The organism is Kribbella sp. NPDC054772 (assembly GCF_053611945.1).
In genome coordinates this window covers 36,684-60,542 of the sequence record NZ_JBSHBJ010000013.1, presented here as the reverse complement: position 1 = coordinate 60,542, position 23,859 = coordinate 36,684, and the positions used below count along the sequence as shown (strand labels likewise).

The window sequence follows — 23,859 nt, the reverse complement described above, 5'->3', positions numbered from 1 at the left end:
CGGATTACTTACGCCCGAACTTCCACCACTTCGGCTTGTTCATCTTGATCTCGTCCGCGGTCATCGGCGGCGGGACCGGCGGCCGGGACTCCTCGGTGAGGAAGTCGCCGGACTCGGTGTCGTACGGCGTCACGCCGAGACGGCGGCTGATCTCCATCACGATCGGGATCGACCGCGGGCCGTCGTTCAGGTAGAAGGTGATGTCGCGGACCTCGACACCCTTGCCGACGGTCATCTCCACGTCGTAGTCCGGACTTCGCAACGTCAGCCAGGACGGCCGGCTCGTGTCGACGTTCGGCACCACCTCCCGCACCGTGTCCACCACGTCGGTCACCAGCCCGACCGACGGTGGTTCGTAGTCGACCGGCATGTCGTCGAGGCGACGTACGCCTCCTGGTCCGCGCACCGCATAGACAGCCCAACTCATGCCCCCAAGCATGCCAGGCAGTCACCGCCTCCGGGCCGACAGCACCGCGCAGGTCAGGTATTGACCGTTGTCGGCCTCGAGCATGTCCAGCGCGCCGTCGCGTTCGCCCCGGTACTCCGAGACCGCACGCGACCAGGCGACCCAGTCTGCCCAGCCGTGGGGCTGCAGACGGGCCGCGGTGACGTCGACGAGCTCGGTGATCTCCCACTGGAACCGCCACCAGTCCGCGGTGTGCCAGGCGAGCGCCTCCCATCCGACAAGCTTCTTGATGTGCTCCGGGATGTACCCCAGCTCGCGGATCTCCCGGGTCATCGCCGGCGTCGCGACACCGAGCTGCCCGCCGGGCTTGAGGAAGCTGATGAGATAGGCCAGGTAGTTGTCGGCGGTGCCGAAGTACTCGTACGCGTCGATGCAGACGATCGCGTCGAAGAACTCCTTGGCGAACGGCAGCGCGTGCGCCTCTGCTTTCAGAGTCACGACGTCGCCGGATCCGATGTGGGTGGCCGCGTCCGTCGGCTCGACCCACAGATCGGCGGCCCACACCTGGACGCCGTACTCCTTCGCCAGGAACGCCGCGGTGGACCCCTTGCCCGAGCCCAGGTCGAGCACCCGCAGACCAGGCCGCAGGTCGAGGTCCCGCGCGAGATCCTCCAGCAACCAGAGCGGGTTCGGCCCCATGTCGCCGGCCAGCAGCCACTCGGCGTCGTACCCGTTGGACCGCGGATAGTCCGCGTGCTTCAGCTCAACCATCGGCTCAGGCTAGCCGGGGACCACCTCGATGGGGATGCCGTCGGGCTGCAACAGCGCCCGGTCGGCCAAGGGGGCGGCCAACTTCGCGGTGACGACCCGGCCGACGGCCACGAGTGGAATCGTGGTGACGCCTGGGCGGGGGCTGCTTCCGAGCACGAGCAGCACTGCGGCTGGCGACTCGTGGACGGCCTCCACCCACATGTCGGTGTACTCCGGCGGCGAACCGTGGACCATCCACCGCACAGTCCGGCCGCGATCCATCAGTACAGCCGGAGGCAGTCCGCTCAACCCGCCGCGATAGTCCGAGCTCAAGCGGTCCGGCCACCACAGGTCGAGACCCGCGTCGAGCGCATGCATCGACGGGTACCCGATCCCCTCCGCCTTCGGGTTCGGCGCCTTCCCCGGCGGGTACTGCGGTCCCACGAACTCGACCCGGTACGCCGGAAGTGGCCGGTACCCGCGATCGGTACGGAACTCCGGATACACCCGCCGTACCGACCGCACCCGCACCGGATCGACATGCCAGTGCGGTTTCGGATCCGGCTGCAGCGCTTCCAGCAGTCCTGGCGGCAGATCCACGTCCGACTCGACGGCCGCATGCCGCAGTACCGTTGCCCGGTCCTCGAGCGTCGGTGCGCCGCCGGGGCCGCGGCTGAAGCTCATCAGCACGATCGGCCGGGGCCGGCGGTCGATCGGGAAGTCGTCCCACAACGCCAGTGCGTCGCGGGGTTCGATCCGGTCCATTTGTCCAGACTGGCACCGATTGCGGTAGCCGTCCGGATGCGTTCCGTACCCAACGATCGCGGGCGGTCGCGAAACGATGTCAATAGCTGCAATCCGGTTCTCGGAGTGGCGGTCCAGGCCGTAATATCAGCCCTCGGCCGGCCCTGGGGGTGTTCCGGCCGTTCTGATGCATCGGGTGGGACCGGCGATCGACCGGTACTGGGGAAAGAAGCGAAGTCATGGCGGACAAGCCGGCACCCAAGCCTGGGCACTTCCTGCCCGGGGGCGACGGCGAGCAAGGGACGACGGACACCCCGCAGGCCCGCGCCGGTGGTGCCGCTCCGTTGGCCGCACCCACACCACGACTGGGTGGCGACGCGCCGCCCGCGCAGCCACAACTGACCGGGACCCGGATCGACTCCCGCCGTACGACGTTGTCCGGGAGCCGGCTCGGACCGCCGCCCGCCGACGACGCCGCGGCCGCCGCGTACCGGAAGGTGTTCCACCCGGAGCCGATCCCGTTCGACCCGAAGAAGCGCTCCAAGGGCCTGGTCGTGATGATGGTCGTCGCGGCCCTGCTGCTGGTCGGTGGCGGCGTGACGTTCGCGGTCAAGATGCTCTCGTCGTACGACGACTTCGTCGCGAACCCGATGGGTACGCCGTCGGTCCGGCCGAGCGACGGCGCGACCACGAACCAACCCGTCGGGAAGGGCACGCCGGACGCGGACATCGTCGGCAAGAACGCGATCTACACCGCCGGGAAGATGCCGGTGGTGACGTGCCAGGAGCCCGCGTTCCGGCCGACGTCCAAGGAGAACGTGCGCTCGTACTACGAGGCGCTGACCGCGTGCCTGGACAAGGCCTGGGAACCGATCGTCACCAAGGCCGGGTTCGAGTTCCGGCCGCCGCGGCTGATCGTCTTCGACGAGGGCGAGGAGACGGCGTGCGGCGTCCAGAAGGATCTCGCGATGTACTGCCAGGACGACCAGGGTGGCAGCGCGACGATGCCCTGGCAGAGCGTCGTCGAGGAGTACCCGAAGCGCAAGGCCGAGGTCCGCGCCGAGATGGCCCAGTCCTTCGGCTTCGTGTACGGCGTCCACGTGCAGAACCTGACCGGGATGGCCGAAGCGTCCGACAACCTCAGCGACACCGCGGCGAACGCGGCCGGCAAGCTCGAGCAGCAGCGGCGCGCGGCGCTGCAGGCGTACTGCTTCGGTGCGGTGTTCTTCGGCGCGGCCCGGACGAGCTTCCCGTTGCGCGGTGAACTGCTGCGGCAGTGGAACGGTCTGGTCCAGCGCCGCGGCGACGAGTTCACCAAGGACAAGGTCCGCGACCACGGCTCGAGCAAGAGCCTCACGCTGTGGATGAACCAGGGCTTCGCGACGACCAACCCGGGCGCCTGCAACACTTTCGTCGCACCATCCGCCAAGGTCAGCTGAGCGAGACGGGAACGATCGATGCCTGACACCGAGGAGGGCACGCCGCAGCCCGGGCATTTCCTGCCCGACGGGACCGGCGAGTCCCAGGCCGGCACCCAGCCGCTGACGCTGACGGGCGGCCGGATCGGCGCCCTGAGCAGGGCACGATCGATCGCGGTCGAGGAAACCCCGGTACGCCGTAAGGCGCGCCCGTTGCCGACCGATCCCGGGACGACGAGCGACTACAGCGGCCCGCCGGTCGCGCCGCTCACCACCGCTCCGCTGACGCCCCTCTCGGGCACCCGCCGCCTCGGAGGGTCCCGCCCGACCGGCTGGCACTCGAACCCGTCGCGCTCCGCTCCCCAGTTCTCGTCCGAACCGCCACCGGTGAAGCCGCCGCGCCAGCACTCCCGCAAGGTCGTCGCCGGCCTCTCGGCCCTCGTCCTCGTGATGCTCACCGGCGCCACCTTCGCCGGCTTCAAGCTCCTGAACTCGTACGGCGAACGCGTCGACAACCCGCTCGCGCAGCCGTCGGTCAAGAAGTCCGTGGCCCCGCTCCCGATCCCGCCGGACCCGACGGTCACGGTCACGGTCCAGGGCGTCCCGGACATGGTCCGCCTGCAGAAGAACACGATCTACACGTCCGGCAAGGTGGCAGCCGTCAGCTGCAAGGAGCCGGCCATCAAGCCGGACTCGCAGTCCGCGATCCTCAGGTACTACAAGGCTCTCGTGCCGTGCCTGGACAAGGCGTGGGCGCCGGTGCTGAAGAAGTCCGGTTATCCGTTCCGCGCGCCGAAGGTGGTGCTGCAGACCAGCCAGAACACGTCCGCGAGCTGCACCGGTGAGATGAACGTGGCGTTCTACTGCCCGGCAGACGAGAGCATCTACGTCAGCTGGAAGAAGGACCTCAGCTACTACAAGGACGAGCCGCTCGCCGCGCGCGTGTGGATGATCGACACGATGGCGCACGAGTACGGGCACCACGTGCAGAACCTCACCGAGATGCTCACCGCCTCCGACTCCCGTGCGGGCTGGGCCAAGACGAAGGCCGAGGAGCTCGAGTGGAGCCGTCGCCTCGAACTGCAGGCCGGCTGTTTCGGCGCGGCGTTCCTCGGGGCGAACAAGAAGTCCCTCGGGCTGAGCGGCCGGAAGCTGGAGCTGTGGCAGTGGGAAGTCCAGCACAGCGGCGACGAGTACAACCCGAAGAAGATTCGCGACCACGGGTCCCGGAAGAACCACTGGGTCTGGGGAGAGCCGGCGTTCACGTCGGCGGATCCCAAGATGTGCAACACGTTCAGCGCCGCGCCGGCGAAGGTCAGTTGATGCGTCGCGCGCTGGCGCTGCTGAGTGTCGCCGTACTCGCCCTCACTGGTTGTGGACAGTCCGAGACGATGGCTCGGTTGAGCCCGATCACGGCGCGGACGCCGTCCGTGACGCCCACTCCGAAGCCGTCACCGAAGCCGACGTCGACCAAGCCGTCCGCGCCGGTCTCGATCGATCTGACCGGCGGCGTCCTCAACAACAAGCTGTACGCCGCGGGCAAGGTTCCCGTGGTGCGGTGCACGCTGCCGCGCGCGAACCTCAGGTCGAAGGCCGGGATGGTCGCGTACGCGCGGGTGCTGATCGCGTGCATGGACAAGGCGTGGGGACCGATGGTGCAGAAGTCCGACGCGTACCTGTTCCCGCCCGAGGTGTTCGCCTACAGCCTGCGCACCCCCAAGGCGACGCCGGACTGCACGAACGCGCCCAAGAACACCGACGCGTTCTACTACTACTCCGGTGTGAGCGGGAAGATCTGCTTCGCGTGGGACAACTTCCTCGAGGTCAAGGACCAGACGATGCGGCAGATCTACTTCGAGGAGGTCATCGCCCACGAGTACGGGCACCACGTCCAGCAGTCCGTCGGCATCCTCACGCTGTACGGCGAGCTGTTGCGCGGCAAGAACAAGACCGGCCAGCTCGAGGTCGAGCGACGCAAGGAACTGCAGGCGAGCTGCTTCGGCGCGGCGTTCCTCGGCGCGAACAAGAAACTCTTCCGGATCTCCGGCCTGCGCCTCCAGATGTGGCGCTACATCGTCCTGCACGTCGGCGACGAGTACAGCACCGTCCGCGACCACGGCTCCCGCAAGAACCACTCCTACTGGTCGACCCGAGCCTTCACCTCCACCACCCCCGCCACCTGCAACACCTTCACCGCCCCCGCAACCAAGGTCAGCTGACGTGCGCGGTACGGTCCGCGGGCTGGCCGTTCTCCTTGCCGTACTGCTCGGTTGGCGCCTCGACCACTACGGGCACATCGGGTACGACCGGCACGACGCGGACATGGTCACCTTCGACCGGTGGTTGCGGCAGGCGTTCCGGGCGAAGGGTCCGAGCGCGTGCAACACCTGGGCCGCACCGGCGGGCAGCGTCAGCCGAGTTTGAGTTTGAAGCCCTCGTGGGTGTTGGCGAAGCCGAGGCGGGTGTAGAAGCGGTGGGCTTCGGTGCGGGTCTTGTCGGAGGTGAGCTGGACGAGGGTGCAGCCGCGGGCGCGGGACTCGTCGACGGCCCACTGGACCAGGGTGCTGCCGAGGCCGGCGCCGCGGGCGGAGGCAGCGACCCGGACGGCCTCGATCAGGCCGCGGGTGGAACCGCGCCGGGACAGGCCGGGGATGATCGTGAGCTGCAGCGTGCCGATCACCTCCTGGTTGCGTTCGGCAACCACCAGCACCTGGTTGGGGTCGGCGTCGATCTGCTCGAACGCCGCCAGGTACGGCGTCAGGTCGTCGACCGACTCGCGGGTCGCGCCGAGCTGGTCGTCGGCGATCATCGCGACGATCACGGCGACGTCGGCGGCGGTGGCGCGGCGGATCAGGACATCGTTCATGGAGTCAGGATCGCAAACAGCTGAAGCGGTTCAGTCGGCAGGGTAAGGACCGACGTACCAGGACGGTGATTGCCTTATGCAAACACCTTTCGTTGGGCGCTCCGCCGATGGATTCTGTTTGCCTCCGGCATCGAAGGGTACGAGTCATACTGGACACCACTGCATCCGCCCGTGCCGGGGTCGTGTGCAGTGCTGCGCGACAGCGGATGCGGGCCATTTCGGAAGGAAGTCCCGATGTCCGCATTAGCGATCGACTTCACCGGGCCGTTCGAAGATGCCTTCAGCAAACTGCTGTCGTTCATCCCGAACCTGCTCGGCGGTCTGGTCATCCTGGTGGTCGGCTACTTCGTCGCCAAGGTGCTCGGCAAACTCGTCGGCAAGTTGCTCGGCCGGGTCGGCTTCGACCAGTGGATGGACAGAGCCGGGGTCTCGGGTGTGCTGCAACGGTCGGGCACGGGGCTGACCGCGTCGGCGATGCTGGGCAAGGTCGTGTTCTGGTTCGTGTTCCTGATCAGCTTCACGATGTTCGCCTCCGCGCTCGGCGTACCGGAGATCTCGAACTTCATGAGCGACATGCTCGGCTACATCCCGCGGATCTTCGCCGCCATCGTGATCGTCTGCCTGGCCGCGCTGTTCGCGAACTTCCTGGCCGCGATCATCCGGGGTGCCACCGGCAACGAAACCCTGGCCAAGGTCGGCCGGTACGCGATCCTCGTGTACGCCGCCTTCGCCGCGCTCACCCAGCTCGGTGTCGCCGTCCAGCTGACCGGCAACACGCTGCTGATCGTGCTGGCGGGTGCCGCGCTGGCCCTCGGTCTCGCTTTCGGCCTCGGGGGCCGCGAGATGGCCGGTCGTGCGCTCACCACGCTGTTCTCCCGCGAGAACATGAACAAGCCGGTCGCGGACCCGAATGCGATGGGTTCCAACGGGACGGCCAACGGTACGGCGGCGTACCCGACGCAGGGTGAGTACCAAGGTAACTACCAGGGCAACTACGGCGACGGCTACCAGCCGCCCGCCCAGCCCCCGGCACCTCCTGCGCAGCCCGAGCAGCACCCGGCCGCGCACAGCTCCGGCAACTGGTCCAACGGAACCCCGCCGAACGGCACCTGGCAAGGCGGTCAGTAATCACCTGGAGGTGATGGTCCCGCAATAGCTGACAGTTCTCCTCAGGCGGGCGGCAGATCCAGATCGGGTCTGCCGCCCGTCGTCTGTTCCCCTGCTGTGTTCTTCGCTGGGGATTACTGCTGAGGCGCGTCTGGGCCGGCGCGGCGGACGTCTTCTACTTTGGTCATCGCGTCGCGGAGGTCGGACAGCCAGCTCTCGCTGTGCTGGGCGACCAGCTTGACGCACCAGCCCAGTGCGTCGCTGCGGGAACGGGCGACGCCGGCGTCGACGAGGGTGTCGAGCACCTGGCGTTCGGGCTGCCGGAGCCGGGTCATCACCGGCGCGGACAGCGAGGTGAAGACGGTGCGGGTCTCGCCGCAGCGCACACCCCACGCGACCTTCCGGCGGGTGGCGTGCTCGAGTTCGCGGGCGATCTCGATCCGGTGCTCCCGGGTGTCCTCGCGGAACTGCTTGATCCGGCCGTCCTCGGCGGCGGAGCGCTCGGCGGCGCTCACGTCCTTGTTCTGCTCAGGTGCGGGGATCCGGCCGACGATCAGGATCTCGTCCCGGTCGATCGACAGCTCGGTCTCACCCTCGAACCAGGCGCCTGGCAACCGCCCGGTCAGCCAGCCCCGCACCTTCTCCTGCTCGGTCTGCGTACTCATGTAATCATGATTACACCGAAGCAGTCCCAGCTCAAACTACTCAGTGATACTGCACGGTGTACGCCGCGTGCGCGTCGCCCTGGGACAGTCCCACGTTCGAGACACCGATCACCAGCGTGTGCCGGGTGACGTCGTTCCGGTACGTCACGTACGTCGTACCGGCCGCGCCTTCCGCACCGATCCGGGTCCAGTGCGACCCGCCGGTGGCGCCGACCTTGTGCAGCGCCTGAGCGGCGGCCGGCGTCGCGTAGTACGCCGTCCACTTGGTGTCTCCGCGGCCCCACGCGCGGACCAGGTTGTCCGACCACTGCACCGCGTTCCACGCCTGCGGTTCGCCGCTGAACTTCGCCGTGTACGCCGCGTGCCAGCCGTCCGCCGCGCGCAGACCGACGTTCTGTACGCCGATCGTCAGGTTCCCGCCGCGCGCGTCGTCGTGGTACGTGACGTAGATCGTGCCCGCGGCGCCCTCGGTGGAGACGCGCCGCCAGTGGATACCGCCTGGCGTCGCCTGTCCGTAGAGCGTGTTCGCGGTGGCCGTCGAGGCATAGCAGTTCGCGGTCGCGGTGTCGCCGGTACCCCAGGCCCGCACCAAGCGGTCGGCATACGCCGCCGCGGAAATGTTCGTCGCAGATGTCAGCCGGCTGCAGCTAGCGGCCGTTGTCGTGCCGGCGTTGGCCGGCGTGGCGCCCGTGAGCACCAGCGGCGCACTCACCGCGAGCGCCGTCGTCGCGCCAAGACCCATAATCCTTCGAATCATCATCGACCTCCCGAGTGGATGTGGTTCTACTGGTGCGACGCCATATCGCACTCGGGAGTTTGCGGACGGCGATCCTGAGACACGGCTGCAACACACTAGGCAGCTGGCGACGGCGCGAACGCGGCACGTAGCCGCGCCTGCGCGCCCGCCCCGGCGGCCGTGTGATCCAGCCCGAGCAGAGCCGCCCCGACAACAGGCGGTACGTCGACCACTCGCGGAACCGCCTTCGGCGCGACATTCGCGAGCAACCTGGTGACGCGATCCAGCAGAACCGAATGACCAGCCGTCAGCACTCCACCGCCCAGAACGACGGTCACGGGCTCAGTGAGAAGCTCCAGCCTCGCAGCGCACTGACCGCCATCGCGACGATCTCCTCGGCCTGCTGCTGAACGATGCCCAGGGCAACTGTATCGCCGGCGGCCGCGACCTGGAACAGCACCGGCACCGCCTCCAACTGCCGATCGTCCGGCAGGTCACCGAAGTGAAAGGCCTCGATCACCGCGGTCAACGACGCCATCCCGTAATGCGCCGGCAGCGCGGACAGCAGTGCGGTCGCCGGCCCCCGTTCGTCGTCGGCCCGCGACGCCGACCAGAACGCCTCCTCCGCTAGCTGCGCACCACCACCCCAGTCCCCGGTGACCTTCCCCAGCGCGGGGAATCGCGCAGTACGACCGTCCGGCAGCATTCCGGAGCAGTTGATCCCGGCACCGCACACCACGGCCACACCACGCGGTTCGTCCACTCCGGAGCGCAGGAGCGCAAAGGTGTCGTTGGTGACGTACACCGACTCCGCCCACCCGTGCCGCTCGAACACACTGGTGAGCTGTTCGACCTCGATGGGCAGGTCAGCGTTCGCCAGGCACGCCGAGATCTGCTGCACCAGCGGTACGTCGCCAACACGCAAACCAGCCGCTGCGGCCGCTGCGTCGACCAATGGCAGCAGTCCGGCCACTGCGGCATCCGCTCCGATCTTCTGCGGCTCGAAACCACCGCCCCGCGCCGTACCGAGGACTGTGCCGTCCGTGGCGACCAGTGCGACGTCGGTCTTGCTGTTGCCGGCGTCGAAGGCGAGGACTCCGCCCGGGACTAGCGTGCCCACGGCAGGTACGCCTTGTTGTGCGCGAGCAGGCGGTCGGTCAGCTCCTGTGCGATCGAGATCTGCCCCACGAGTGGATGCGCAAGCAGAGCCTTGAACACCCGCTCCGATCCACCCTTCACCGCAGCCTCCAGCGCCAGATCCTCGTACGCCGTCACGTGCGCGACCAGTCCGGCGTACAAGGGCTCCAGTGGCGCCACCGGCTCCGGCGTCGCTCCCTCGGCGCCGACCGTGGCCGGCACTTCAATGACAGCATCGTCGGCGAGGAAGGGGAACGTGCCGTTGTTCAGTGTGTTCACCACTTGGACGTCACCGGTGTTGTTGAGCAGTGACGAGGCCAGTGCGACCGCTGCCTCTGAGTAGTACGCTCCGCCGCGCTTCTCGAGCAGTGCGGGCTTCTCGTCGAGCTGCGGGTCGGCGTACATGTCCAGCAGTTCCTTCTCGAGTGCGGCGACCTCAGCGGCCCGAGAGGGTTTGGTGAGCAGCTCCTGCACCACAGCGTCGTGCGCGTAGTAGTAGCGCAGGTAGTACGACGGTACGACGCCCAACTGCCGCACCACGTCCGACGGGAGCATGAGGTCGTCCGACAGCTCGCTCAGGTGCTCGGACAGCAGTTTGGGCAGTACGTCCTCGCCGTTGACCCGGACTGCACGCTCCCAGGTGAGGTGGTTCAGCCCGACGTGGTCGAGCGACACCTCCTCCGGCGTGACCCCGAGCATCGCAGCGAACCGTCGCTGGAACCCGATCGCTACGTTGCACAGGCCGACTGCCTTGTGCCCGTGCGACAGCAGCGCCCGCGTGACGATCCCCACCGGGTTGGTGAAGTCGATGATCCAGGCGTTCGGATTGGTACGCCGTACCCGCTCGGCGATGTCCAGCACGACCGGGACCGTCCGCAGCGCCTTGGCGAGGCCACCTGCGCCGGTCGTCTCCTGCCCGACACATCCGCACTCCAGCGGCCACGTCTCGTCCTCGTTGCGCGCAGCCTGCCCGCCGACCCGCAGCTGCAGTAGTACGGCGTCCGCGCCGTCGATACCCGCATCCAGATCGGACGTGGTGATCACGCGGCCCGCATGCCCTTGTTTCGCGAAGATCCGCCGAGCCAGACTGCCGACCAGCTCGAGCCGATCAGCCACCGGGTCGACCAGCACCAACTCCGACACCGGCAACGTGTCCCGCAACCGCGCGAACCCGTCAACAAGCTCAGGCGTATAGGTGGACCCACCACCAACGACAGTCAGCTTCATCCCTTGACTCCTGTCAGTGTGACGCCTTCTATGAAGGCTTTTTGGGCGAAGAAGAACAAGATGATCACTGGGGCCATCACCAGGAGGGTGGCTGCCATGGTGAGGTTCCAGTTGGTGTGGTGCGCGCCTTTGAAGGACTCCAGGCCGTAGCTGAGGGTCCAGGCGGCCGGGTTCTCGCTGGCGTAGATCTGTGGGCCGAAGTAGTCGTTCCAGCAGTAGAAGAACTGGAAGAGGGCTACGGCAGCTATGGCGGGCTTTGCCATCGGTAGGACGATGCGAACGAGTGCCTTGAACTCACCGCAGCCGTCCACCTTGGCAGCGTCCACGTAGTCCTTCGGGATGGTCAGAAGGAACTGCCGGAGCAGGAAGACCGAGAAGGCGTCGGTGAACGCCATCGGGATGATCAGCGGCCACAGCGTCCCGGACAGGTGCATCTGCTTGGCCCAGAACAGGTACATCGGCACGATCACCACCTGCGGCGGCAGCATCATCGTGGAGATCACCAGCATCAGTACGACGTTCCGGCCGCGGAACTTGAACCGGGCCAGGGCGTAGGCGACCGGGATACTCGACAACAACGTCAGCGCTGTCCCGAGTCCGGCGTACAGCAGGGTGTTCTTCCACCAGGTCAGGAAGCCGGGTGTCTCCCAGACCGTCCGCAGGTTCTCCCAGTGCCAGGTGTCCGGCCACAGGTTGCGAGTGAGCGCCTGCTGGTCACTCATCAGCGCAGTGAGGAAGATGAACACGAACGGGAGTACGAAGAACAGTGCGGCAGCGATAGCGAGTGAGTGCACGCCGATCCAGTTCAAGAAGCGGGTACGCCGTGCAGTGCGGGCAGCGGGCGTCAGCGTGACAGGTGACTCCAGAGCGGTCGCGGTCATGCCGCCGTACCCCTTTCACTCATCGAGCGCATCAGGAACGCGGTGAACACCATCGCCAGGGCGAACAGCACCAGGGCGATGACAGATGCTCCGCCGGTGTCGAAGCGCTGGAAGCCCAGGTGGTACACGAGTTGCGGCAACGTCAGCGTGGACTTGTCCGGGTACCCGGGCTCGAACTGTTGCCCCGAGCCACCGATCACCCCGCTGGCGACCTTCCCGGCCACCAGCGGCTGCGTGTAGTACTGCATGGTCTGGATGACGCCGGTGACGACTGCGAACAGCACGATCGGCGAGATGTTCGGCAGCGTCACGAACCGGAACCGCTGCCACGCGCCGGCCCCGTCCAGCGACGCCGCCTCGTACTGCTCCTGCGGTACGTCGAGCAGCGACGCCATGAAGATCACCATCAGGTCGCCGATGCCCCACAACGCGAGCATCGTCAGCGCGGGCTTCGACCAACTCGGGTCGTTGAACCACCCGGGCTGGGGCAGACCCAGACTGCCGAGGATGTTGTTGACGGGACCTGTGCCCGGGTTGAGCAGGAAGGCGAACGCCATCGTCGCCGCGACCGGCGGAGCCAGGTACGGCAGGTAGAACGCCGTACGGAAGAACCCGGCACCGGTCTTGACCTTGGTGATCAGCATCCCGATGCCGAGGCCGAACAGCACTCGCAGCGTCACCATCACGACGACCAGCCAGAGCGTGTTCCGCAGCGCCGGCCAGAAGAACGGGTAGTCGGTGAAGACGTACTGCCAGTTCTTCAGACCCGTCCAGGTCGGCGGCGTGAACCCGTCGTACTTCATGAAGCTGAAGTAGACGGTGGAGATCAACGGGTACAGGAAGAAGACGCTGACGCCGATCAGCCAGGGGGACAGGAAGGCGACCGTGCGCAGCGATTCGCTGCGTTGCTTCTGCCGGAGCGTCGTCATTTCGCCTGGGCCAGGTCTTTGTCGATCTGCTGGTCGGTCTTGGCCAGCCCGGCGGCCAGGTCGGTGACCTTGCCGGCCTCGTAGGCGTAGCCGAAGTCCTGCAGCGTGAGCTGGTACGCGCCGCCGTTCGGGCTGGCCGGTGTCGTGCTGCTCTTCGGGTGTTGGGCGATACCGACGAACGTCTTGACGTCAGCAGTGAGCTTCGGCGACTCGAGTGCAGCCAGTGTGGACGGCACGTTGTGGATGGCGTTCGCGAAGTCGACCACGGCGTCGGTGTCGGTGGTCAGGAACTTCACCAGTTCCCACGCGGCGTTCTGTTTCTGGCTGGTGCTCGCGATACCGATCACCGTGCCGGACAGGTAGCCCTTGCCGTAGGTGTCGGCCTGCTCGTCCGGCACCGGGAACGGCGCGACACCGATGTCGAACTTCACGCCGGCCTCGCGGGCCATCCCGAGCCGCCACTCGCCGTCCATCGTCATCGCGACCTGTCCGGTGTGGAACGGGTTCTTGGCGCCGAACTCGTCACCGAACGTCGCGCGGTACTTCTCCAGCTTCGCGAACCCGCCGAGCTGGCCGACCAGCCCCTTCTGCCAGGTCAGCATGCTCGAGGACGCGGGATCCTTGGCCAGGTTGGACTTGCCGTCGGGCGTGAAGTACGTCGGGTTCCAGAGCGCTGCGAAATGCGAGGTGGTCGACTCGTAGCCGTGGAAGGTCGGCATGAAACCGAGCTGGCTGTAGCTGTCGCCCTGGGTCTTGGTCAGCTTCTTCGCGACCGCGTCGAACTCGGACAGCGTCTTCGGCGGCGCGGTGATCCCGGCCGCCTTGAACGCGTCCTTGTTGTAGTACAGGCCGTAGGCGTCGTTCAGCAGCGGCAGGGTGCAGCGCTTGCCCTGGAACTGCGTGTAGTCCTGCAGCGGCTTCGGGAACGTCTTGTCCAGCTCGATCCCGGACTTGTCCAGGAACGGTTTCAGTTCGCTGAACACGTTCGACGCGCAGAATGTCCCGACGTTGTCGGTGGTGAACGAGGACACCACGTCCGGCGCGTTCGAGCCGCCGGCCCGCAGCGCCTGCTTGATCTTGTCGTCGTTGATGTTGCCGACGACGGTCACGTGGATGTTCGGATGCTTCGCCTCGAACGCCTTGACCCCGGCGTCGATCGCGGCCACCTCGGACGGTGCGCTCCACCCGTGCCAGAAGGTGATGGTGACGTCTTTCGTGGCATCGTCGGTGGCCTGCGGTGCGTTCGAAGTACCGGTGCAGGCCGTCGCCAGAAGGGCGACCGCGGCGGTGCCGATGGCGGCACGGGTCAGGCGTTGCATCCGTTCGTTCTCCTAGGTGATAGGTGGACCAGCGGTGTCGAAGACTTCGTCACGGGTGGTGCTGAGGGCGGACTGCAGTGCTCCGGAGAGCACGGGATCGGTGCTGATCGCGGTCATCAGCAACTGCGGCCGGGGTACGGCGAGATCGGCGAGCTCGTCCTGGACCAGGCCCCGCAGGCGTTCGCCACCGGCGGTGATGACGCCACCGGCGAGCACGATCAGCTCGGGGTCGACGACCGCGACGATCGCGGCCAGACCGACCGCGAGCCGGTGCGCGAACTCCGTCAGTACGGCGTCACCCGCGCCCTCGGTCTGCAGCGCGGCGGCGATCGCGGCTTCCGGCGTACGGGCCTTCAGGCCGTGTTCACGGGCGAGTTCGAGGACCGGTTCGCCACCGGCGAGTTCCTGGAAGCCACCGGCGTTGTTGCGGCCGACGTTGCGGACCAGCGGCGTACCGGGCAGCGGCAGGAACGCGACCTCGCCGGCGCCGCCGGTCGCACCGCGGTGCAGGCGGCCGTTGATCACGATCGCGGCGCCGATGCCTTCCTCGCCCCACAGCAGCACGAAGTTCGCGTGTTCCTGGGCATGGCCGACCCGCTGTTCGGCGATCGCGGCCAGGTTCACGTCGTTCTCGACCTCGAGCGGTACGGCGATCGCGGCGGCCAGCTCCTCGAGCAGGTGCGGGGCGTGCCAGCCGGGCAGGTGCGTCGCGTACCGCAGCCGGCCGGTGGTCGGGTCGAAACCGCCCGGTGTCCCGATCGAGACCCGGTGCAGCCGCTCGCGGTCCAGGCCCGCCTCGCCGGCCGCACCGTCGACGGCCTTCACCACCCGGTCGACCGTGCCCTTCGCGCTGCGGCCCGGCGTGGCCAGCTCGTAGCTGCCGACGACGTTGCCGGTGAGGTCCGCCACCGCGGCCCGGATCCGGGCCGGGGTGACGTCCAGGCCGGCGACGTACGCGATGTCGCCGTTGATCTCGTACAGCTGCGCGTTCGGTCCGGGGCGCCCGGCCGACGTACCGCTGGCGCGGACCAGGCCGGCTGCCTCCAGTCGCGCCAGCAACTGCGACGCGGTCGGCTTGGACAGGCCGGTCAGGTTGCCCAGTGTGGTGCGGGAGAGCGGGCCCTGGCTGAGCAGCAGGTCCAGGGCGGCGCGGTCGTTCATCGCGCGCAGCAGGCGCGGCGTTCCGGGGGTCGTTGCCATGTGCCAACCCTGCCTCCCTTCGCCGCCCGCGGGTACTCGCCGCGCTGATCTAGTGAACTGTTAGGAAAGTTTCCTATTAACGCGAGACCGTACGGCGGACTTCGGCGGGTGTCAATCGGCTGCGGTAGGTTAGGGTTGCCTAACTATGTCGACTGGGGAGCTTCTGAGGCGGGCGATTCGACGACACCGTGGGCGGATGACTGCGGGAGTGTTGGTGCTGTCGTTGCACCAGGCCACCGAGGCCGCGGTCCCGGTCGCCATCGGTGTCTTCGTGGATCGCGCGGTGTCCACCGGGCGGGTGCAGCCGCTGGTGTGGTGTGTGCTGATGATGATCGTGCTGTTCGCCGTGCTGTCGAACGCCTGGAAGACCGGTGCGCGACAGGTCGTGTGGGCGATCGAGTACGAGACACACCTGCTGCGGTTGGAGATCGCGCAGCGCGTGCTGGATCCACGCGGCCACCGGACCGGTCTGCGGTCGGGCGAGCTGCTCTCGATCGCGACGTCCGACGCGGAGAAGGCCGCGCTGGTGATGCGGGCGGTCTCGATGGGTGCAGCCGCGTGTACGGCGTTGATCGTGTCCTCGGTGTCGCTGCTGTTGGTCGACGTACCACTGGGGCTCGGTGTGTTGATCGGCGTACCGCTGCTGGTGCTGGGGATTCAGGCGCTGTCGCCGCTGTTGACCCGCCGTACGTCGAGCCAGCAGGAGGCGGTGGCGCAGACGACCGCACTGGCGACGGACCTGGTCAGTGGGCTGCGGACGCTGCGCGGTATCGGGGCCCAGCACAACGCGGCGGACCGGTACCGGCGTTCCAGCCACGCGACGCTGAAGGCCACGCTGCGGGCTGCGTCGACGAACGGGTTGCAGGACGGGGTGACGACCGCACTCAGCGGTCTGCTGCTCGCAGCGGTCGCTGGAGTGTCCGGCTGGTTTGCTCTGAACGAACGGATCACGATCGGCGAGCTGATCACTGTGGTCGGGCTGGCGCAGTTCGTGGCCGAACCGGTAGGGACGCTGGGGTACGCGAGCCAGGTACTCGCGATGTCACGGGCGTCCGCCGCGCGACTCGCCTCCGTGCTGTCTGCACCGCCTCATGCCGTCACAGGCACGTCTACTGCCATCGACTCGAGTCAGCCCGTGTTGACGTTGCAGTCCGTTTCGCACGGCACGCTGTCGGCAGTGGACCTCGTCCTCAGGCCAGGTGAGTCAGTCGGCGTCCTCTGCTACGACCCACGCGACGCGGACGCTCTGCTGACGGTTGTTAGTGGGCGAGCGCCTGAGCACACTGGCTCGGTGCTGGTCGGTGGCACTGCTCTCGAAGAGCTGGACGTCGATCTGGTACGGCGCACTGTGCTGCTGGAGCGACACGAGACAGACCTGTTCGAGGGAACGCTGCGCAGCAACCTCCTGGCCGACACCGGACTGGAACGCGTGATGACCGCAGCCGGCGCAGCAGACCTGATCGACGACTTGGACCGCCCGCTCGCTGACCGCGGGCAGTCGCTGTCCGGTGGGCAACGTCAACGACTCGGTCTGGCCCGTGCACTCCTGGCCGAGCCGCCGCTGCTGGTGCTGCACGATCCGAGTACGGCGGTCGACGCGGTGACCGAGGAGTTGCTGGCGGAAGGTCTGGCCGAGGAGCGCGCCGGGCTGACCACGCTGGTGCTGACGAGCAGCCCGGCGCTGCTCGGGAGAATGGACCGCGTCGTGGTCTTCGACGACGGCAAGGTGGTTGCTGAGGGCATCCACTCCGAGCTGGCCGGGTCGGACCCGGTCTACCAGGAGGCGGTGCTGCGATGAACCTGCTGCCGATTGCGGGTCCGCGGGCGACGTGGGCCGTTCTGTGGCGAGAGATTCGGCGGCTACCGGTGCTGTCCGTTGTTGCGGCTCTGGTGATCACCGGCGCCAGTGCGGCCGGTCTGGTCGCACCGTGGGCGCTGGGTGTGCTGATCGACAACATCGGCGACAAGTCGGCCATCGTGCGCGTGGTGCTGCTCATCGCGCTCGCGGCGGTGCTGGCCGGTGTCCTGACTGCTCTGGGTGTGACACTCGTAGCTCGGGTCGGTGAGACCGTGCTGGCGCGCATCCGTGAGCAGGTCCTCGATCGGGTGCTGCAACTGCCCGCGCCCGTGCTGGAGAAGGTGCGGACCGGTGACCTGCTTTCGCGGGTGGGTGGCGACGTGGCGTCGGTCGCGTCCGCGCTGACCGAGGTCGGACCTTCGGTGCTCGGTGCGACGCTGACGATCGTGCTGACCGCAGTCGGGATGTTCGCGCTCGACTGGCGACTCGGTCTGGCGGGACTGCTCGCCGTACCGATGCATTTCCTGGCGCTGCGGTGGTATCTGCGGCGGTCGGCGCCGTACTACAAGCAGGAACGCGTGGCGATGGGTGAGCGGTCAGAGGCGATCATCGCGTCGTTGCGGGGGAGCGCGACGGTCCGCGCGTACCGGCTCGAGGATCGTCAGCTGGCGAAGATCGGCGAGACCTCCGGGACGGCGCGGGACATCTCGATCACGGTGTTCCGGCTGTTCAGCTTCTTCTCGGCGCGGATCAACCATGCGGAGTTCGTCGGCCTGACGGCGATCCTGGTGACCGGGTTCTTCCTGGTCCGGGAGGACGCGGTCAGCGTCGGCGCGGTGACCGCCGCGGCGTTGTACTTCCACCGGTTGTTCAATCCCGTGAACGTCGTCCTGATGGAGTTCGACCAGATCCAGACGGCGGCCGCGGGGCTGTCCCGTCTGGCCGGCGTACTGGAGATCGAGCCGGCTGCCGAACCACCGGCGAGCCCCGACCCGGTTGACGCGTCGCTGGAGTTGCAGCAGATCGGTCATCGGTACGACGGTCCTGAGGTGCTCACTGATGTGGCATTGCGCCTAGAACCGGGCGAACGGGTCGCACTGGTCGGTGCGAGTGGTGCTGGGAAGACAACGCTGGCGGCGATTGCCGCCGGTGTGCTTGCGCCGTCTGACGGCGCGGTACGTCTCGGCGGGGTCGACGTACGCGAGCTGGGTGAGGAGCGCACTCGTCAGCAGGTCGCACTGCTCAGCCAAGAGGTGCATGTCTTCTCTGGAACGCTGATGGAGGACGTGCAACTGGCACGACCTTCCGCGACAGCTGGAGAAGTAGAGGCGGCACTGGATCGGGTTGGTGCGCTGGCGTGGGTACGTGCTCTGCCAGAAGGGCTCGAGACGGTTGTGGGTGAGAACGGTCACCCGCTCACCGGTGCGCAGGCGCAGCAGCTTGCGTTCGCGCGTCTGGTGCTCGCTGACCCGCCAATCGCCGTACTGGATGAGGCGACTGCGGAAGCGGGTAGTGCGGGTGCTCGTGAGCTGGAGCGTGCCAGTGCAGCCGCCACCGCCGGCCGTACGACGCTGGTTGTCGCGCACCGGTTGACTCAGGCCGAGCAGGCGGACCGGATCGTCGTACTGGAGCAGGGTCGTGTGGTCGAGTCGGGGACCCATGCGGCGTTGCTGGCCGACGGTGGGCGGTATGCGCAGCTGTGGCGGAGCTGGACCGGTACGTCTACGCCTGATCTGCCAGGAGGGCGAACGACACCAGCCAGTGTGTCGACATGAAGTCCCCCTCGGTGACAGTTGGCAGCACTGCGGCGACCTGACGATCCGCGCCGGCCTTGAGCACCTCGGCCACGTCAGGCAACGCCGGTGCGAGTGTCCTGAGCTGCCACGCCCTGCTCAGCGCCAGCCCGGACAGATGCGCCAACTGTCCATCACCAGAGTCGTCAGTGATGGGTACCTCCAGCAGATGCTGGTCGGCGCCCAGTCCTGGAAGGAAAGCAGCCAACCAGGTAACGAACTCCTGCTCAGGGAGCACCCGACGCATCAGCTCGGCCTCGGTCAGCGCCGGTGACAGGAAGTCGGTCCCGGACGGCTCGAAGCGGGTGTCGTACGCCGTGTCCGCTCCGAACCACTCCAGCGCCCGCGTCCTGATCGCGTCGACCACATCAGCACGCCCGAGCTCGTCGTACGCCTCCAGCAACAGAGCCAGCGCGAACGCCGAGTTGAGATGTACGCCGTGACGCACCGGGTACGCCTGCTTCGGCAACCAGGCCAGGACGAGGTCCGCGATCACCTCGCCCAACGGGACGAGCGCGTCCGCCCACTTCGTCGTACGCCCGGCTGCGACCAACATCGCCGCCCACGCCCAGCCGTACGGACGCTCGTACGACGGCCGCTCGCGCAGATACCTCACCTCGGTCGCGATCGCCGCAGGCGTCAGCCGCTGATCGAGTACGTCGATCGGGCGCCGGCCGACATGGTCCGGCGCCAGCGTGAGCAACCGGACCAGGGACCACTGCATGTGCACGCTGGAGTGCCAGTCGTAGGACCCGTGGAAGGCCGGGTGCAGCCGATCCGGGGTCACGTCGACGTCGTCCGGGCCCTGCGACGCGTGGCCGGAACCGTACGGGTACGGCGTTTCGAGAACCTCGCAGGCGATGGTCGCCCAAGCGGCGTACTCCACGTACTCCATGGGACTCCTCAGAAGGCGAAGAAGTACATCAGGACGATGTTGCAGGCCAGCAGCGGTACGGCGGTCGGGAGCTGTGCCTTGATCGGACCGTACTGGTCCTTCATCTGCAGCAATGCGGCCGGCACCAAGTTGAAGTTGGCCGCCATTGGCGTACACAGGGTGCCGCAGAAGCCGGCCAGCATGCCGACCGCGAACACGGTCGCCGGGTTGCCGTCGAACTGCTGCACCAGCAGCGGCCAACCGACCGCGGCCGTCATCACCGGGAACGCCGCGAACGCGTTGCCCATGATGATCGTGAAGATCGCCATCCCGATGCAGTACAGCGCGACCGCGGCGATCAGCGAGCCCTTCGGGACCAGGTGATCGGTGATCCGGCCGACCGCCTTGCCGACCCCGGACGCGTTGAACAGCAGGCCCAGCGTCGCCAGCATCTGCGGCAGGATCGCCGCCCAGCCGATGTGCTCGAGCAACCGGCGTCCCTCGTGCAGCGGCACCGCGGGGGACTTCGGCCGGAGCAGCACCATGCCCAGCATCAGCGCGAGGATCGAGGCGACGCCGAGGCCGATGATCGTGGCGGAGCCGGACTGCAGCAGCAGCGTGCCGTCACCGAGCTTCATCTTGGCGAGCCAGGCCCCGAAGATCGCCGCGACGACCGGGATCACCAGCGCCGGCAGGAACAGCTTGTTGCCGAACCGGTCGGCGAGGTGCTTGCGCTCGGCGGGCGGCGTCGTACGCTCCTCGCCCTTGCCTGGGAAGCCGGTGCCGGCCAGCACGGCCAGGCCGATGACTGCGATGCCCAGCAGCCAGGCCGGAGCCCGTTTGTCGACCACGAAAGTGCCGTAGCCGAACGAGACGCCGAGAACGCCCCAGAACGCGGCGCTCCCGACGCGCTTGGGGTTGCTGCGGTCGTTGAGCACCTGCAGCGCGATCAGTACGAAGAAGATCCCGCACAGCCAGTAGAACCACTCGACCTTGATCATCGCGCGGCCTCCTTCGCCGCCGCCCGCTCCTCGGCGGCCAGCTTGTCGAGCTGGCGGTCCAGCAGCAGCAACCGGGTGCCGTGGATGAGCAGCGCGCAGATGCCGGTCGGGATCGCCCAGAGCGCGATGTCGATCGCCTCCAGGTGCAGCCCGTACGTCGTGTCGACGAACCCGGTGATCAGCAGGATCGAGCCGATCGCGACGAAGATGTCCTCACCGAAGAACAACCCGACCGTATCGGCGCTGGCCGCGAAGCCCTTGATCTTCTCCTGGACCGTGTCCGGGAGCTTGCCGTACCGGCGTTCCGCGGCGCCGGCGGCCATCGGATGGATGAGCGGGCGGACCGCCTGTGCGGGACCGCCGATGCTGGTCAGGCCGAGGGCCGCGGTGCCCTGGCGGATCAGCAGATAGATGGCCAGCAGGCGTCCGGTGGTGAGCACCTTGAGCTTGCTGATCAGCTTGCGGGCCTGGTGCTGCAGGCCGTAGCGCTCGATCAGCCCGATGACGGGCAGCGTGACGATGAAGACGGTGACGGATCGGCTGCCGGCGAAACCGTCGCCGAACGCGTTCAGGATCTTGACCGGAGACAGGCCGCCGATCAGGCCGGCCACGATGCCGGCCGCGGTGACGACCAGCATCGAGTTGATCCGGAGGGCGAACCCGACGACCACCACCGCGATTGCGAGCAGAACCCACATGGTTCCTCCCGGGGACGGAACGGTGTGACTGGGGGAGATGTTCCGCTCACCTTAAGGATTGTTGAACGATCCTGCAATGGATCATTCGAACAAATCGTCGGCAGCACGCAGTAACGCGCCGTGACCACGGGGGTCCCGGCGCGTCGGCGTCGTACTGCTGGAGGAGTTAGGGGAGTCGCCAGTCCACCGGCTCGGCGCCCTGCTCGGCCAGGAGCGCGTTGACCCGGCTGAACGGGCGCGACCCGAAGAACCCGCGGTCCGCGGACATCGGGCTCGGGTGCGCGCTCTCGACGTACGGCGTGCTGCCGAGCATCGGCTTGAGCGTCTGGGCGTCGCGGCCCCAGAGGATCGCGACGAGCGGGCCACCGCGGTTCACCAGCGCGTGGATGGCCTGTTCGGTGACGGACTCCCAGCCCTTGCCGCGGTGCGCGCCGGACTTGCCCGGCTGCACGGTCAGCACTCTGTTGAGCATCAGCACGCCCTGGTCGGCCCAGGGCGTGAGGTCACCGTTGGACGGCGCCGGTACGTCGACGTCCGCCATCAGCTCGCGGTAGATGTTCGCGAGGCTTCGCGGGATCGGCCGGACATCGGGCGCCACCGAGAAGCTGAGACCCACCGGGTGTCCTGGTGTCGGGTACGGGTCCTGGCCGACCACCAGCACCTTCACCTGTCCCAGTGGCCGGTGGAACGCGCGCAGCACGTTCTCCCCAGCCGGCAGATAGGCCCGGCCCGCGGTGATCTCGCCGCGCAGGAACTCACCCATCCGCGTCACCGTGTCCTCGACCGGGGCCAACGCCTCGGCCCAGTCGGGCGCCACCAGATCCGCCAACGTCTTAGGACTCACCCGCCACAGTCTCGCAGTACGGCGACCTGCGCTGCACCCCGGGTAGTCGCCCACTGTTCGCGTGTCGCTCAAACGCTGGTATTACTACGCCCTGTACAAAGGTGGCGGCCCCGCAGAGTATGAGTCTGCGGGGCCTTCGCTATGGGGTGGAGAGGCGCCGGAGTGCCGCGGTGTAGCGGCCGGCCGCGTAGCGCTGGGCAGTGCGGGTCATTGGACCGGCCACGCGGGTGTACCAGGTCGCGGGGCGGCTGTAGGCACGGACAGTGGCGTGGACACCGTCGGAGTCGCGGGAGACGACGAAAGACTCCTCACCGGCCTCCGGGTGCCCTTGGAGCGTTCCGTACGCGAAACCGACCCGATCCGGCTCGTCGACCGTCCAAACCACACGACAGGGCACTGGTGCGCCGATCCGCCCGAGTGGCGCGAGAGTCCGGAGTCGGCCGATCAGGATTCCCGGGCCGAGCCGCGCCAGCGAGTTGGTGCCCACCTGTGGTGGCGTGTCCGTCGCCGTCACGGGTAGCCCTGCGGCCCGGTGCATCCGCCACGTCATCAGCGCCTCGGCGGCACGGGTGAACACCTCGTCCCCGTCCCCGATCCGCTCGCGGTGCTCCAGACGGTGGTAGCCATCGGGAGTCTCGTCGTACTGCGTGGCTCCCACGATGTCGTACGTGAACTCAAGCCCCGCCAACTCATCCAGCGTCACGAACTCTCTCCCTCCGCATGGCCAGCACGCCACACAACCCGAAGCCAACCGCATTCGCCACGCCATGTGTGGCAACCATCCACTCCAACGGCAGGTACGGCGTGTCGACCACGTGTCCCAGTGCCCAGCTGACTGCCAACAGCATCGTGATCACCAACACAGACCCCGACACCACCAGCAGGATCGCCGTACTCCGGTCCGCGCGTCGGGAACGCCGCCAGAGGTTCCAGCCCACCAGCCACATACCTGTGGTCAGTACGACGGCTCCTGCGAGTTCCACCGCGTCGCCGAGGAAGAACCCGAGCAGAACGATCCCAGTACCCAACGGCACACTCACGGCCGCTAGCCCGTCCGCAGCGAGGTAGGCCATCAGGGCGGCAGCGAAACCCGCGAAGTGAAAGTGTGCGACCGTCAGCGACAGCACCGTGAGGTTGAACCCGAACAGCTCGTACGACGATCGCTCGGCGACCAGTGCGAGCGCGGCGATCGACGGAGTGGCCAGTGCGGTGTAGAGAGCGACGCGCCGCGCGCTCAACCTCCTGTGCTGCCAGAAGTGCCGCGCGGCCAGTGTGATCAGGACGACCGTGCCGGCGAGGTAGATCGAGGCCAGCACGATCGAGACCGCACCACGGGGCAGCCAGAGCGCTACTACCCCTGGAACGGCGAACGCGCACCCCCCAGGGGGGCGGGGGTGTGCCGGCCGGTGCCGGGGGTTGGCGAGGGGGCCGACGCTGTGCATGGCCCGGGTGGCCCGCGGGTGGGC

26 protein-coding genes are annotated in these 23,859 nt (G+C 67.7%); 7 read left to right on the top strand and 19 right to left on the bottom strand.

Translation table 11 applies throughout. The features are described from left to right. Positions 1-4 precede the first annotated feature (4 nt). The 3 genes from ACWGID_RS21340 to ACWGID_RS21330 are packed head-to-tail and all read right to left on the bottom strand — an operon-like array spanning position 5 to position 1,921. On the bottom strand, positions 5-427 hold the full coding sequence (locus ACWGID_RS21340) for a hypothetical protein (RefSeq protein WP_452199026.1): 423 nt from the start codon (positions 425-427) through the stop codon (positions 5-7). Positions 428-448: 21 nt separating this feature from the next. After that, on the bottom strand, positions 449-1,177 hold the full coding sequence (locus tag ACWGID_RS21335; RefSeq protein WP_452199024.1) for an SAM-dependent methyltransferase: 729 nt from the start codon (positions 1,175-1,177) through the stop codon (positions 449-451). A gap of 9 nt (positions 1,178-1,186) precedes the next feature. Then, the gene (locus tag ACWGID_RS21330; RefSeq protein WP_452199022.1) at positions 1,187-1,921 is read right to left on the bottom strand and encodes a hypothetical protein; all 735 of its coding nucleotides are present in this window, start codon (positions 1,919-1,921) and stop codon (positions 1,187-1,189) included. A gap of 218 nt (positions 1,922-2,139) precedes the next feature. Between ACWGID_RS21330 and ACWGID_RS21325 the strand changes: the two genes are divergently transcribed. Genes ACWGID_RS21325 through ACWGID_RS21310 form a run of 4 tightly spaced genes read left to right on the top strand, consistent with a single transcriptional unit; the run spans position 2,140 to position 5,742 of the window. After that, on the top strand, positions 2,140-3,339 hold the full coding sequence (locus tag ACWGID_RS21325) for a neutral zinc metallopeptidase (RefSeq protein WP_452199020.1): 1,200 nt from the start codon (positions 2,140-2,142) through the stop codon (positions 3,337-3,339). An 18-nt stretch (positions 3,340-3,357) separates the two neighbouring features. Next, entirely contained in the window at positions 3,358-4,641 is a 1,284-nt protein-coding gene (locus tag ACWGID_RS21320; protein WP_452199018.1) for a neutral zinc metallopeptidase, read from the top strand. Beyond that, the gene (locus ACWGID_RS21315; protein ID WP_452199016.1) at positions 4,641-5,537 is read left to right on the top strand and encodes a neutral zinc metallopeptidase; all 897 of its coding nucleotides are present in this window, start codon (positions 4,641-4,643) and stop codon (positions 5,535-5,537) included. Before ACWGID_RS21320 ends, ACWGID_RS21315 begins: the two co-directional genes overlap by 1 nt. Before the next feature lies 1 nt (position 5,538). After that, positions 5,539-5,742: a hypothetical protein gene (locus ACWGID_RS21310; RefSeq protein WP_452199014.1), complete on the top strand. Its 204-nt coding sequence runs from the start codon at positions 5,539-5,541 to the stop codon at positions 5,740-5,742. Here ACWGID_RS21310 and ACWGID_RS21305 read toward each other — a convergent pair. Beyond that, a complete protein-coding gene (locus ACWGID_RS21305) occupies positions 5,729-6,184 on the bottom strand; it encodes an N-acetyltransferase family protein (protein WP_452199012.1) in 456 nt (151 codons plus the stop codon). The two genes, ACWGID_RS21310 and ACWGID_RS21305, sit on opposite strands and share 14 nt — an antisense overlap. A gap of 234 nt (positions 6,185-6,418) precedes the next feature. Between ACWGID_RS21305 and ACWGID_RS21300 the strand changes: the two genes are divergently transcribed. Beyond that, the gene (locus tag ACWGID_RS21300) at positions 6,419-7,312 is read left to right on the top strand and encodes a membrane protein (RefSeq protein WP_452199010.1); all 894 of its coding nucleotides are present in this window, start codon (positions 6,419-6,421) and stop codon (positions 7,310-7,312) included. A gap of 113 nt (positions 7,313-7,425) precedes the next feature. Here the strand turns inward: ACWGID_RS21300 and ACWGID_RS21295 are convergent, their stop codons facing one another. The 9 genes from ACWGID_RS21295 to ACWGID_RS21255 form a co-directional block, all read right to left on the bottom strand. After that, positions 7,426-7,956 carry a hypothetical protein gene (locus ACWGID_RS21295; protein WP_452199008.1) on the bottom strand — a complete coding sequence of 177 codons (531 nt, stop codon included), beginning with the start codon at positions 7,954-7,956 and terminating at the stop codon, positions 7,426-7,428. Positions 7,957-7,996: 40 nt separating this feature from the next. Further along, positions 7,997-8,713, bottom strand: a complete 717-nt coding sequence (locus ACWGID_RS21290) for a hypothetical protein (protein WP_452199007.1) — start codon at positions 8,711-8,713, stop codon at positions 7,997-7,999. 95 nt (positions 8,714-8,808) lie between these two features. Next, on the bottom strand, positions 8,809-9,030 hold the full coding sequence (locus ACWGID_RS21285; protein WP_452199005.1) for a hypothetical protein: 222 nt from the start codon (positions 9,028-9,030) through the stop codon (positions 8,809-8,811). Continuing rightward, the gene (locus tag ACWGID_RS21280; RefSeq protein WP_452199003.1) at positions 9,027-9,812 is read right to left on the bottom strand and encodes an N-acetylglucosamine kinase; all 786 of its coding nucleotides are present in this window, start codon (positions 9,810-9,812) and stop codon (positions 9,027-9,029) included. The genes ACWGID_RS21285 and ACWGID_RS21280 overlap by 4 nt, the downstream gene beginning before the upstream one ends. Further along, positions 9,800-11,056: a 6-phospho-beta-glucosidase gene (locus tag ACWGID_RS21275; RefSeq protein WP_452199001.1), complete on the bottom strand. Its 1,257-nt coding sequence runs from the start codon at positions 11,054-11,056 to the stop codon at positions 9,800-9,802. The genes ACWGID_RS21280 and ACWGID_RS21275 overlap by 13 nt, the downstream gene beginning before the upstream one ends. Beyond that, positions 11,053-11,937, bottom strand: coding sequence for a carbohydrate ABC transporter permease (locus ACWGID_RS21270; protein ID WP_452198999.1), 885 nt, complete (start codon positions 11,935-11,937; stop codon positions 11,053-11,055). The genes ACWGID_RS21275 and ACWGID_RS21270 overlap by 4 nt, the downstream gene beginning before the upstream one ends. Continuing rightward, on the bottom strand, positions 11,934-12,866 hold the full coding sequence (locus tag ACWGID_RS21265; protein ID WP_452198997.1) for a carbohydrate ABC transporter permease: 933 nt from the start codon (positions 12,864-12,866) through the stop codon (positions 11,934-11,936). Before ACWGID_RS21265 ends, ACWGID_RS21270 begins: the two co-directional genes overlap by 4 nt. After that, entirely contained in the window at positions 12,863-14,185 is a 1,323-nt protein-coding gene (locus tag ACWGID_RS21260; protein ID WP_452198995.1) for an ABC transporter substrate-binding protein, read from the bottom strand. The genes ACWGID_RS21265 and ACWGID_RS21260 overlap by 4 nt, the downstream gene beginning before the upstream one ends. A gap of 12 nt (positions 14,186-14,197) precedes the next feature. Further along, positions 14,198-15,385: an ROK family transcriptional regulator gene (locus ACWGID_RS21255; RefSeq protein ID WP_452198994.1), complete on the bottom strand. Its 1,188-nt coding sequence runs from the start codon at positions 15,383-15,385 to the stop codon at positions 14,198-14,200. Positions 15,386-15,581: 196 nt separating this feature from the next. Here ACWGID_RS21255 and ACWGID_RS21250 point away from each other — a divergent pair, with 196 nt between their 5' ends. Next, positions 15,582-17,183: an ABC transporter ATP-binding protein gene (locus tag ACWGID_RS21250; RefSeq protein WP_452198992.1), complete on the top strand. Its 1,602-nt coding sequence runs from the start codon at positions 15,582-15,584 to the stop codon at positions 17,181-17,183. Next, a complete protein-coding gene (locus tag ACWGID_RS21245) occupies positions 17,180-18,958 on the top strand; it encodes an ABC transporter ATP-binding protein (RefSeq protein ID WP_452198990.1) in 1,779 nt (592 codons plus the stop codon). The genes ACWGID_RS21250 and ACWGID_RS21245 overlap by 4 nt, the downstream gene beginning before the upstream one ends. Here ACWGID_RS21245 and ACWGID_RS21240 read toward each other — a convergent pair. From ACWGID_RS21240 to ACWGID_RS21215, 6 genes are all read right to left on the bottom strand, one after another. Beyond that, on the bottom strand, positions 18,906-19,871 hold the full coding sequence (locus ACWGID_RS21240; RefSeq protein WP_452198988.1) for a DUF2891 family protein: 966 nt from the start codon (positions 19,869-19,871) through the stop codon (positions 18,906-18,908). The genes ACWGID_RS21245 and ACWGID_RS21240 overlap by 53 nt on opposite strands. Before the next feature lie 8 nt (positions 19,872-19,879). Beyond that, positions 19,880-20,851 carry a DUF979 domain-containing protein gene (locus ACWGID_RS21235; protein ID WP_452198986.1) on the bottom strand — a complete coding sequence of 324 codons (972 nt, stop codon included), beginning with the start codon at positions 20,849-20,851 and terminating at the stop codon, positions 19,880-19,882. Next, positions 20,848-21,549 carry a DUF969 domain-containing protein gene (locus ACWGID_RS21230; RefSeq protein ID WP_452198985.1) on the bottom strand — a complete coding sequence of 234 codons (702 nt, stop codon included), beginning with the start codon at positions 21,547-21,549 and terminating at the stop codon, positions 20,848-20,850. Before ACWGID_RS21230 ends, ACWGID_RS21235 begins: the two co-directional genes overlap by 4 nt. A gap of 166 nt (positions 21,550-21,715) precedes the next feature. Beyond that, a complete protein-coding gene (locus ACWGID_RS21225; protein ID WP_452198983.1) occupies positions 21,716-22,393 on the bottom strand; it encodes a uracil-DNA glycosylase in 678 nt (225 codons plus the stop codon). A 139-nt stretch (positions 22,394-22,532) separates the two neighbouring features. Further along, the gene (locus ACWGID_RS21220) at positions 22,533-23,096 is read right to left on the bottom strand and encodes a DUF1990 family protein (RefSeq protein WP_452198981.1); all 564 of its coding nucleotides are present in this window, start codon (positions 23,094-23,096) and stop codon (positions 22,533-22,535) included. Beyond that, positions 23,083-23,859, bottom strand: a 777-nt coding sequence (locus tag ACWGID_RS21215; RefSeq protein WP_452198979.1) for a YndJ family protein, incomplete at its 5' end; no start/stop codon positions are given. The genes ACWGID_RS21220 and ACWGID_RS21215, both read right to left, overlap by 14 nt.

Bases quoted from the DNA above. Each gene is read 5' to 3' on its own strand.
- ACWGID_RS21340 (WP_452199026.1), bottom strand. From the start codon at position 427: ATGAGTTGGGCTGTCTATGCGGTGCGCGGACCAGGAGGCGTACGTCGC.
- ACWGID_RS21335 (WP_452199024.1), bottom strand. From the start codon at position 1,177: ATGGTTGAGCTGAAGCACGCGGACTATCCGCGGTCCAACGGGTACGAC.
- ACWGID_RS21330 (WP_452199022.1), bottom strand. From the start codon at position 1,921: ATGGACCGGATCGAACCCCGCGACGCACTGGCGTTGTGGGACGACTTC.
- ACWGID_RS21325 (WP_452199020.1), top strand. From the start codon at position 2,140: ATGGCGGACAAGCCGGCACCCAAGCCTGGGCACTTCCTGCCCGGGGGC.
- ACWGID_RS21320 (WP_452199018.1), top strand. From the start codon at position 3,358: ATGCCTGACACCGAGGAGGGCACGCCGCAGCCCGGGCATTTCCTGCCC.
- ACWGID_RS21315 (WP_452199016.1), top strand. From the start codon at position 4,641: ATGCGTCGCGCGCTGGCGCTGCTGAGTGTCGCCGTACTCGCCCTCACT.
- ACWGID_RS21305 (WP_452199012.1), bottom strand. From the start codon at position 6,184: ATGAACGATGTCCTGATCCGCCGCGCCACCGCCGCCGACGTCGCCGTG.
- ACWGID_RS21300 (WP_452199010.1), top strand. From the start codon at position 6,419: ATGTCCGCATTAGCGATCGACTTCACCGGGCCGTTCGAAGATGCCTTC.
- ACWGID_RS21295 (WP_452199008.1), bottom strand. From the start codon at position 7,956: ATGAGTACGCAGACCGAGCAGGAGAAGGTGCGGGGCTGGCTGACCGGG.
- ACWGID_RS21290 (WP_452199007.1), bottom strand. From the start codon at position 8,713: ATGATTCGAAGGATTATGGGTCTTGGCGCGACGACGGCGCTCGCGGTG.
- ACWGID_RS21275 (WP_452199001.1), bottom strand. From the start codon at position 11,056: ATGAAGCTGACTGTCGTTGGTGGTGGGTCCACCTATACGCCTGAGCTT.
- ACWGID_RS21270 (WP_452198999.1), bottom strand. From the start codon at position 11,937: ATGACCGCGACCGCTCTGGAGTCACCTGTCACGCTGACGCCCGCTGCC.
- ACWGID_RS21265 (WP_452198997.1), bottom strand. From the start codon at position 12,866: ATGACGACGCTCCGGCAGAAGCAACGCAGCGAATCGCTGCGCACGGTC.
- ACWGID_RS21260 (WP_452198995.1), bottom strand. From the start codon at position 14,185: ATGCAACGCCTGACCCGTGCCGCCATCGGCACCGCCGCGGTCGCCCTT.
- ACWGID_RS21255 (WP_452198994.1), bottom strand. From the start codon at position 15,385: ATGGCAACGACCCCCGGAACGCCGCGCCTGCTGCGCGCGATGAACGAC.
- ACWGID_RS21250 (WP_452198992.1), top strand. From the start codon at position 15,582: ATGACTGCGGGAGTGTTGGTGCTGTCGTTGCACCAGGCCACCGAGGCC.
- ACWGID_RS21245 (WP_452198990.1), top strand. From the start codon at position 17,180: ATGAACCTGCTGCCGATTGCGGGTCCGCGGGCGACGTGGGCCGTTCTG.
- ACWGID_RS21240 (WP_452198988.1), bottom strand. From the start codon at position 19,871: ATGGAGTACGTGGAGTACGCCGCTTGGGCGACCATCGCCTGCGAGGTT.
- ACWGID_RS21235 (WP_452198986.1), bottom strand. From the start codon at position 20,851: ATGATCAAGGTCGAGTGGTTCTACTGGCTGTGCGGGATCTTCTTCGTA.
- ACWGID_RS21230 (WP_452198985.1), bottom strand. From the start codon at position 21,549: ATGTGGGTTCTGCTCGCAATCGCGGTGGTGGTCGTCGGGTTCGCCCTC.